This is a genomic window from Prosthecobacter sp., assembly GCF_049294395.1.
GTDB lineage: Bacteria > Verrucomicrobiota > Verrucomicrobiia > Verrucomicrobiales > Verrucomicrobiaceae > Prosthecobacter.
Genome location: NZ_JBAQCR010000359.1, coordinates 1 through 8,376 on the forward strand (window position 1 = coordinate 1; position 8,376 = coordinate 8,376).

Sequence of the window (8,376 nt, forward strand, 5' to 3'; positions counted from 1 at the left end):
CAGGTTGAGTTCGATGCACGGGCGGGCCACCACCGCTTATTCATTACCATAATTCTAAAATGTACAGCCGGAATATGACATTCTTTTTGAGAACCGGTCTACACCATTCAGGATCATGCCATGGCGGACGCCCGCCGGGCCATCCGCACGGTGCGCAGCCGGGCCGCCGAGTGGCACATCCAGCCGGACCGCATCGGCATTCTCGGCTTCTCCGCCGGGGGCGAGCTGGCCGCTTTTGCCGCCATGACGAATGATCCGGGCCAGAAAGACGCCGCTGATCCCATCGAACAGCAGAGCAGCCGTCCGGACTTTCAGGGCCTCATCTATCCCGGCACCTCCGGCCTCTTCAATGCGACGAAGGGCATGCCTCCGCTTTTCATTGCCGCGGGCTATAGCGACCGCCCGGACATCTCCGAAGGCATGGCGACGCTCTACCTCAAATACAAGGCCGCCGGCGTGAAAGCGGAGATGCACATCTTCGCCAATGCCGGCCACGGCTTCGGGTACAAGGCGGATGCCAAGCCGAGTGCGGCGGCGAGATGGCCGATGCGGTTTACGGAGTGGCTGACGGACAGTGGGCTGCTGAAGCAGTGAAAGCTGCGCAGTGGCCGCCGTTTGTCATCGCTAGTGCTGCTGTGCTCTGACCCACAAAGTCTGCTGCATGCGAGTGCCGCTTCCCAAGCTGCGTCGCAGAGCTTTTTCCGAGTCGGCGCTGAGATCTTGATGGAGACGGTTCAACGGAAATGGCATGTCGAGTGTGGGGGCGGAAGGCGGTGCTTGCACTCTGTCTCTGTACTGGAGTGGTTGCGGCCGGAAGGTTGGCTGGTACTCGCGTTCATCTGATGAGATCGTTGGGTGAAGTGTTTGCAAGGCTATGCCGATCGCAGGCCGTGCGGACTCACTCTGAGAGAGGCTCTTTCCAGGATATTCAGGAGTCAGCCTGCCCGCAGGACGTGGTTCCTGAGATTCATCTGGTGCGATCAGAATGGACGGTTTTCTCTGGAGAACGGTCACGGTCACATTCTCGCCATCTGAAGCGTGGATGTGGACCTCGCAGTGACCGGCGGCAGCGTAGGTGCGCTGAAATGGCTCCGGAGGGGCCGGCCAGTCCGCTGCAATGTCTTCAGCCGCAGGCGGCTCCCATAGCAGCGAGCGCCTTGATGCAAACGGGTCCGCTTTTGCAGGAGAACAGTGCGAGTCCACAAGCCAGCCGCGCACGTCCGCCCGTGACGTCCAAAAATGAAACTCCGGCACGCTTTTCACCTGGCGCTCCGGATGCTTGTCCCCCAGATCAAACGGGCGGGCGCGTGCTGGCAGGTCAGCGAAGAGTCCGGCCCGCTTCAAAGCAGCCCATTGGTTTGCCAGAGCAGGCTGCATGCGTATCGCGGCATCGCTTTGCTGACGGAGTTGAGCCTGGTCTGCGGGCTTGGGTGGTTTTGGTGCTTCTTGGGCAGGAGGCTCGGTCTTCAACTCAATCACGAACACCTGATCAAGGGTTGAGAAGTCAACGGCGGGTTCAACGATGGCTTCGCCGGAAACATCCCCGCTTGTGAATTGCTTCACTCGTCCCAGGAGCAGATCGGCCGGGAAGAGTCCGCCTTCACCGGAGGAGTAAACCTTGGAGCCGATGTTGATTTTGGCGAAGCGGCTGAGGAAGGGGAGTTGCAGTTGTGGCTGCACGGTCTGTGCTGCACGCTTACCGGACAGTATCCCTTGGTCAAGCGTCCCTTCCACCTTGGCCGAGACAAGGCAGAGTTCATCGGTGAGGAGAATCACCTTCGTCGTGTGTGGGTCTGGCGTGGATGTCTTCCCGACCAAACCGACCGATGTGATCACGGGGCTGTTGGCGACGATGCCGTCGAGAGAACCTTTGTCGATGACCAGGCTGTGAGAGGAAGCGCTGGAGCTTCGGCTGATCACCTTGGCGGTCGTTTTTTTGAGGCTCTGCAGCGATTGCGGCGCGACCTCGGCTTTCTTGCTCCCCTCCTCGGTTTTTGGTGCTGAGGGTTGATAGACCCCGCTGGCCCGAAACTCGACTCGGCCGTTTTCCAAGCTTCTTGGCACCGGAAATACCCATTCAATCTGTCTCTTCTCGCCAATCTCTCCCAGCCGCGAGCGCAATTGCAACGCCTCGGCCATGCCAGCCGCTTCGCCGACGATCGTCACCTGACCGTTGTCGATTTTGCATTCCTTAAAAGAGATCTTAGGCTCTGCTTCGAGGAGTTTGATTTCCCGTGAAATTTCCGCGGCATTGAAATCGAATTGCGCCCGCGCATCCGCACTTTTTTCCTCCACCGGCTTCACCTCTCCCGATCCATCCGCAGGCAGTGCCAGTGCTTCTTCCACGATGCGTTTGGCGATGGGGGCGCAGTCACTGCCGCCACTCCTGCCGCCTTGTTTCAAAATTGCAAAGGCTAGAGTGGGCTTGTCGAAGGGTGCGAAGCCGATGAACCAGGCATGGTTGTCCTCCACCCGCTTTTTATCCACGATCCGCCAGTTTTGTGCAGTGGCCGTTCGACCCGCTATGACAACCCGCTCACTTCGGGCGGCTTTCCCTGTGCCGTTGTCGCCGTTGACGACCAGTCGCATGGCATCACGCAGGGATTCGAGCTGCGGAACGTCCAGCCCTTCGTACGCGAGATCTGCGCGCCACGCGGTGGCCCCCGCTTTTTTCAACAGGCTGGGTTGTGGCACTTTGCCGCTGTTGCCCACCGTGGCGGCCAGAACGGTGAGTTGCAGCGGAGAAGCGAGTGTGAATCCCTGGCCAATCGATGTATTGGCCGTGTAACTTGCCGACCATTTTTCTTTTGGATGATTCTGCTCCAGCCAAGACGGACTCGGCAGGAGGCCAGGGCTCTCATCGTCCAAAATGCCGTAGCGCGTGCCGAAGCCGGTCCTTTGGCTCATGGCTTCGATATGCTCAATTCCTGCGGCGTTGCCAAACTGATACCAGTAGCAATTGCAGCTCGAGACGAAAGCGCTGCGCATGTCCAGCTCACCATGCTTGCCGTTGCTCTGCCGCTGGATCCAGCAAAGCATGGTGTTGTTGCCATAGATCGTCCGGCCCTCACAGGTGAATTTGCTGTCACCCACTCCCGCTGCGATGCCTGCGAGGGCAGTGAGTGGCAGGCAGGCGGCGCCCGGCACATAACCTTTCACCACGCGGTTAAGCAGAGGGTGGTCCAAATCCGTGAGGTAGCGATCCCAATTCGTGTAATTGATGGAAGGAATGAAAACATTGGGGTCGAAACTGGGCAGAGAAACGGAGGCCAGTATTTCACCCGTCCGTGGATCAAGGACCACCGCTGCGCCACGCTCCACGCCGCCATCCGTCATCGCCTGATGCGTCAGGGCCTGAATGCGTGCATCGAGTGAGAGAGTGAAATCGTTGCCTGCTTTCAATGCGGCATCTTCTTTCCTCTCCACTCCGGCACCTCCATGCAGTCTTGCGTCGTCTGAATCTGGCAGCCGGGCATATCCCACGACATGAGCGGCCAGTGTCTTGAGGGGATAAATGCGCACCTTCTCCTTCGTGCTCTCGGCCAGCACGACGCCATTGCGGTCCAGGATGCGGCCGCGCAGGGTGGGGCCTTCGATGGCATGGAGCATGGCCATGGGGAGGGTGAAGAGAAGGGCGCAAGCGGAGAGCCCGGCCAGCCAGCGGAGGGTGATGCCTTCGCGGCGGAGCGTGGGATCGAGGATGGCTTTCACGCGGGCTTCGACGGGGGCGCAGCGGGTGATGGTCAGAGCGCAGAGCGAGAGGCCGGGTGCGAGGCGATTGTGGCGGCTGAGATCGAGCAATGACTGTGCGTAGTCGCTGGCGCGCACGCCATGGCGCAGCACGGCATCGTCGCAGGCGCGCTCCTGATCGGCACGCAGTGCGCGGAAGGTCAGCCAGACGAGGGGATTGAACCAATGCAGGGCCTTCACCCATTGCGCGGCCCACAGAGCGAGGGGATCGCCGCGTTTCAAATGGGCGAGTTCGTGCAGCAGGACGCCACGTTGTTTTTCAGGGCTCCAGGTTTCAAATCCCTGCGGCAGCAGCAGGCGTGGTTTCAAAACTCCCCAGACCATGGGTACGGAATCGCCGGGGCCGATGAGCAAGAGAGGGATGCGCTGCAGTCCAAGCTCATGTGCGGCCTGAATCAGCAGGGCGCATTCACCCGGGCGCAGGGAGGCTTCCAAACGATGCAAGCGCCAGGCGCTGCGCCCGAGGCGCAGCAGCAGCAGGCCGGCGATGAGCATCCACACGACGGGAAAAGTGCCTACCACATCCTGCCATGAAATATTCCAAGAGAAGGAGGGCTGGAGTACGATTTGCGATGACGCGGGCAGGACTGGGCTGGCGGCGGGCGCGGTGACAGGGAGGTCTTCGGATGGCAGGACGGATGCGGCACTTTCGTGGACCGGCTCCGGCTCCATCACCAGCCACTCCAGTCCGACGTCCGTTTGCGGAAGCACATGCCATGCAGGCAGCGCCCACATCGCCAAGGGCAGAACGGCCAGCGTGACGATGGCGGTGATCCACAGGGCGTAGCGGCGTGCGGCGGCTGTGCGGCGCAAAGCCAGGCCGAGGAGCAGCGCCACAAGCAGCACCGCCGCACCCTTGAGTGTGGTGTGGGAAAAGAGATCGATGAGGGTGCTGGTGTTCATGAGGAGTCAGGCGGTTCACATGCTTTTCATCTCAGCGGCCTTCGCGTTTTGCTTCATCGATGAGTTTCTGGATGCGCGCGGTCTGCTCATCCGTGAGTGCGGTGTCTTTGCGGGTGAGGTGAGCGGCGAGCGCCTCGTCCACCGCGCCGCCGAAGAAGGTGTCGAGCACCAGTTTCAGGGCATTCAGGCCCGCATGGGCTTTGGACTGCGCGGGGGCGTAAATGACCTCGCGGCCTTCTTTGCGCAGGCGCTTCACATGGCCCTTCTCCTCCAGGATGTGCATGAGCCGGCGGACGGCCATGTCTGTGGGTGGGTCTGGCAGCTGGGCCTGGACCGTGGCTACCGTGGCGCTGCCCTCCGCGTGGAGGACGTTCATGATCTGGCGCTCGCGCCGGGAAAGATTAGTGGTGTCGGACATTTCGCTATTTTTTTAGCGAATGGAGGCGGGCACGGCAAGTCCAAACAAGAAAAATTTAACGAATCAGAGGATCGGCGGAAGGGCTGTGCTCTCATTTCACCCCGAGCAGGGCATCTGTTTGACGATTTGTCGGGTGCAGATCCCGCACCCTGAGCATGCGTTTTGAAACACGCTCAATCACAAAAAAGGGAGGGCTTTGCAGCCCTCCCTTTTTCGAAAACTTAGACAGTCGGAAATTAGTTTTCGCTCTGGGCGAGTTCTTTCACGGACATGGCTTCCTTGCCCTGGCGCTGACGGAGGTAGTGCAGGCGAGCGCGACGCACTTTGCCGTTCTTGGTCACTTCCACCTTGGCCACCTTCGGGCTGTGCAGCGGGAAAACACGCTCCACGCCTTCGCCATAGGAAATTTTGCGGACGGTGAAGGCTTCGTTGATGCCGTGGCCTTTGCGGGCGATGACGATGCCTGCGAAAATCTGGATACGCTCTTTATCGCCTTCCACGACTCGGGTGTGGACCTTGACGCTGTCACCCACGGTGAAAGTGGTGACTTCCTTTTTCAGCTGCTCTTGATTGATCTTTTCGATGATGTTGCTCATGACACGCTCCTATGGCCACGCTACGCAAGGCCATGAATCAGTCAGGCCGGGGGCGAGGGGCGGGGAAGATGTAGAGTTTTTAAAATTTGGCAACCTGTTTTTCCCCGTACTGGAAACCTCACCGCTCCGGCCTATCCTCGGGGTACCCATGGAACCCTCCGTTTTAGCCCTGATCCGCGCCGCCATTGCCGAAGATGTCGGCACGGGAGACGTCACCTCTCTTTACTTCACGCCAGCCGATTCACGCTCCCGGGCGGAGATCGTGGCACGCGAGCCCGGCATCGTTTCCGGGGCTGAAATCGCCGTGACGGTCTTCAAGGAAATCGATCCGACGCTGGAGGTGGAGGTCTGCATTCCTGATGGCAGCCCCTTTGTGCGGGGCAGCATCCTCATGAAGGCCGCCGGCAGCACGCGTTCCCTGCTCACGGCCGAGCGTACGGCGCTGAATTTTCTTCAGCGTCTCTGCGGTGTGGCCGCCCAGACGCAGCGCTACGTGGAAGCGGTGAAACCGCACCCGGTGCAGGTGTGGGACACGCGGAAAACGACTCCTGGCTGGCGCTTGATTGAAAAAGCCGCTGTGAAAGACGGAGGCGGCACCAACCACCGCATGGGCCTGTATGACCATGCCATGGTCAAAGACAACCACCTGGCTGCCAACAGCGACCTGACCTCCCTGCAGGCCGCCATTCATAAACTGCGTGCGGAGCGCCCGGGTGTGCGCGTGCAGCTGGAAGCTGACACCTTGGATCAGGTGGCTGGATTCCTGACGCTGGAAGGCGTGGACATGCTGCTGCTGGACAACATGGGGCCCGAAAAGCTGCGCGAGGCGGTGAAACTGGTGAACGGCAAGCTCTGGCTGGAGGCCAGCGGTGGCATCACGATTGAGACGATCAAGGATGTCGCGGCCACGGGTGTGAATGCGATTTCTGTGGGTGCGCTGACGCATTCATCGCGGGCGCTGGATCTGGGGTTGGATTTGTATTAATAGGCCTGTTCAAGCGGAAGAGGGGAGTCTTGTTGCACAGCAACAAGGCTACTTTTTGGAATCCTTCTTCACCGGCTCATACTGCCAGGTCCAGTCGCCGCGGTAGTCTGGGCTTTTCATGGGGACGCCGTTCTTTTTGATCTCGCCGTCGTCGTCTTTGCCATCCATGCCAACGCACCACAGCTGGTAGCGGCCTGCGGGCGTGGTACGGTAGCGCACCTGCTTTCCATCGCATGGATCCAGCGGAACGGCGGTGGTAAATTCGGGCACGAGCTCCTGCAGCGCTGCGGGATAGCGGGCGTGCTTCAAATAAAAGCGCTCCAGTGCGATGGCGGCCAGCGCCTGACGTTCACGTGCTTGGACGAAAAGAACCGTCGCGCTGACATGCGAAAGGGCGGGGACCACCAGGCGGGCCATGATGTAGTCTGGATGCAGCACCAGATTATGCTTCTCTTGCATTTCCGTGTTCATCCCCTCGGCCGATTTGACTGCGGCGGCGATCCCGCCTTTGCGCAGGGGGTTGATCATGTGCTTCCATTCCTGCTCGGCGATGACGCTCTTCCAGTGGTCAAACAGGCCGCCCGGCACCAGCATGGCGCTGCGGTAGAGGCTTTGCTGGTCCCTTCCAAAGAGTGAGGCCACACCCTGATCCACCTTTTTTCTTCCTGCGGCAGCGTCTTGCAAGTACTCCAAGACATTGAGACCAAAGGCCATCTCTCCCCGGCATGCCTGCAGCAGGGCCTTGTCCAGATCATGTGTGCTCAGGAGCTGATGCAGCAAGCGCAGGTCCGCATCCGGAAAGGCCCTCTCCCGCAGGCCTAGCCAAATGCCCTCGTTGGCCTGAGTCTCCGCCGAGTTGCCTACCAGAAGGCCGATGAGCAGAGGCTCGCTTTCGCAGGCCAGGCCGATTTTCTGCGCTGCCAGGAGGCTGCGGGCCGCCTCCACCCCCTGTCCCGCATCGATGGCTGCACGGGCACGCAGGCACAAAGCACGCACCAAGGACTGCGCTGCTGTGTAATGCCGGAGAGACAGGCTGAAGAGCATCTCCGGCAGCTCACGCTCCCGCAGTCCGGGGGTGAACATGGCCTGGCTGCGCTGGGGGGCCAGATCGGCGAGCTGCTTGAGAACCGGGAATTTCACGTCCAGCGCTGCCAGAATCTCCTTGCCGGGGGTGGGGGATTCAGCCGGGAGATCAAGGTACTTCGTCTCGCGCAGAAACTTCGCCCACGCCTGCATGTCCGGCATCTCGCCCTTGTCCACTCCGCTTGAAGCGGGTGCTTTCGCCTCCAGATTCAAGGCGGCCAGGGCCTGGCGCTTCGCCCCGGGCGCGCCTTTAGCTTCGTCATGATCGACGGTATCGGTGATGCCGTCGAGAGGCTCAATGGCCAGCAGGTTTTGCGCCGCTGCCGGCGTCACGGGCAGAAGGCTGAGATGGTCGAGGGTTTCGCCTTCGTGCTCGATCATGGCCTTGGTAGCGGCCCAGCGGCGGCGGCCGCTCCAGTTCGTCCAGACATAGAGGAGGACGACGAGGGTGACGAGGGTGATGAAGAAACAGAGGAGGATGCGGACGAAGCGTTTGGAAAGAAGGCGGCGGATCATGGTAGGTAGTGGTAGAAGATGTGGTGAATCAGTTGGCGGCCAGGAGGGCCTCAATGACGGCGGCGCGCTGCTGCCACAGCAGGGGCGGGGTGGTTTGGCTCATGCCTGACGCCTGCGGTGAGGAG

The 8,376-nt window shown here is 60.6% G+C and carries 6 protein-coding genes; 2 read left to right on the forward strand and 4 right to left on the reverse strand.

Annotation, left to right across the window (positions count from 1 at the left end; translation table 11 throughout):
- The first annotated feature begins 120 nt into the window (after positions 1-120).
- The gene (locus WAW39_RS23940) at positions 121-594 is read left to right on the forward strand and encodes an alpha/beta hydrolase (RefSeq protein WP_422321681.1); all 474 of its coding nucleotides are present in this window, start codon (positions 121-123) and stop codon (positions 592-594) included.
- 30 nt (positions 595-624) lie between these two features.
- Here the strand turns inward: WAW39_RS23940 and WAW39_RS23945 are convergent, their stop codons facing one another.
- The 3 genes from WAW39_RS23945 to rplS form a co-directional block, all read right to left on the reverse strand.
- Complete coding sequence (locus WAW39_RS23945) at positions 625-4,653, reverse strand: penicillin-binding transpeptidase domain-containing protein (RefSeq protein ID WP_422321682.1); 4,029 nt, start codon at positions 4,651-4,653, stop codon at positions 625-627.
- Between the two features lie 31 nt (positions 4,654-4,684).
- Positions 4,685-5,071: a BlaI/MecI/CopY family transcriptional regulator gene (locus tag WAW39_RS23950; RefSeq protein WP_422321683.1), complete on the reverse strand. Its 387-nt coding sequence runs from the start codon at positions 5,069-5,071 to the stop codon at positions 4,685-4,687.
- A gap of 236 nt (positions 5,072-5,307) precedes the next feature.
- On the reverse strand, positions 5,308-5,667 hold the full coding sequence (rplS, locus tag WAW39_RS23955; RefSeq protein WP_422321684.1) for a 50S ribosomal protein L19: 360 nt from the start codon (positions 5,665-5,667) through the stop codon (positions 5,308-5,310).
- Between the two features lie 148 nt (positions 5,668-5,815).
- Here rplS and nadC point away from each other — a divergent pair, with 148 nt between their 5' ends.
- Positions 5,816-6,652: a carboxylating nicotinate-nucleotide diphosphorylase gene (nadC, locus tag WAW39_RS23960; protein WP_422321685.1), complete on the forward strand. Its 837-nt coding sequence runs from the start codon at positions 5,816-5,818 to the stop codon at positions 6,650-6,652.
- Between the two features lie 48 nt (positions 6,653-6,700).
- Here the strand turns inward: nadC and WAW39_RS23965 are convergent, their stop codons facing one another.
- Positions 6,701-8,251 (reverse strand): hypothetical protein, encoded by a 1,551-nt coding sequence (locus WAW39_RS23965; protein WP_422321686.1) that lies wholly within the window; start codon positions 8,249-8,251, stop codon positions 6,701-6,703.
- Positions 8,252-8,376 lie beyond the last annotated feature (125 nt).

Bases quoted from the DNA above. Each gene is read 5' to 3' on its own strand.
- rplS (WP_422321684.1), bottom strand. From the start codon at position 5,667: ATGAGCAACATCATCGAAAAGATCAATCAAGAGCAGCTGAAAAAGGAA.
- WAW39_RS23950 (WP_422321683.1), bottom strand. From the start codon at position 5,071: ATGTCCGACACCACTAATCTTTCCCGGCGCGAGCGCCAGATCATGAAC.
- WAW39_RS23945 (WP_422321682.1), bottom strand. From the start codon at position 4,653: ATGAACACCAGCACCCTCATCGATCTCTTTTCCCACACCACACTCAAG.
- nadC (WP_422321685.1), top strand. From the start codon at position 5,816: ATGGAACCCTCCGTTTTAGCCCTGATCCGCGCCGCCATTGCCGAAGAT.
- WAW39_RS23965 (WP_422321686.1), bottom strand. From the start codon at position 8,251: ATGATCCGCCGCCTTCTTTCCAAACGCTTCGTCCGCATCCTCCTCTGT.
- WAW39_RS23940 (WP_422321681.1), top strand. From the start codon at position 121: ATGGCGGACGCCCGCCGGGCCATCCGCACGGTGCGCAGCCGGGCCGCC.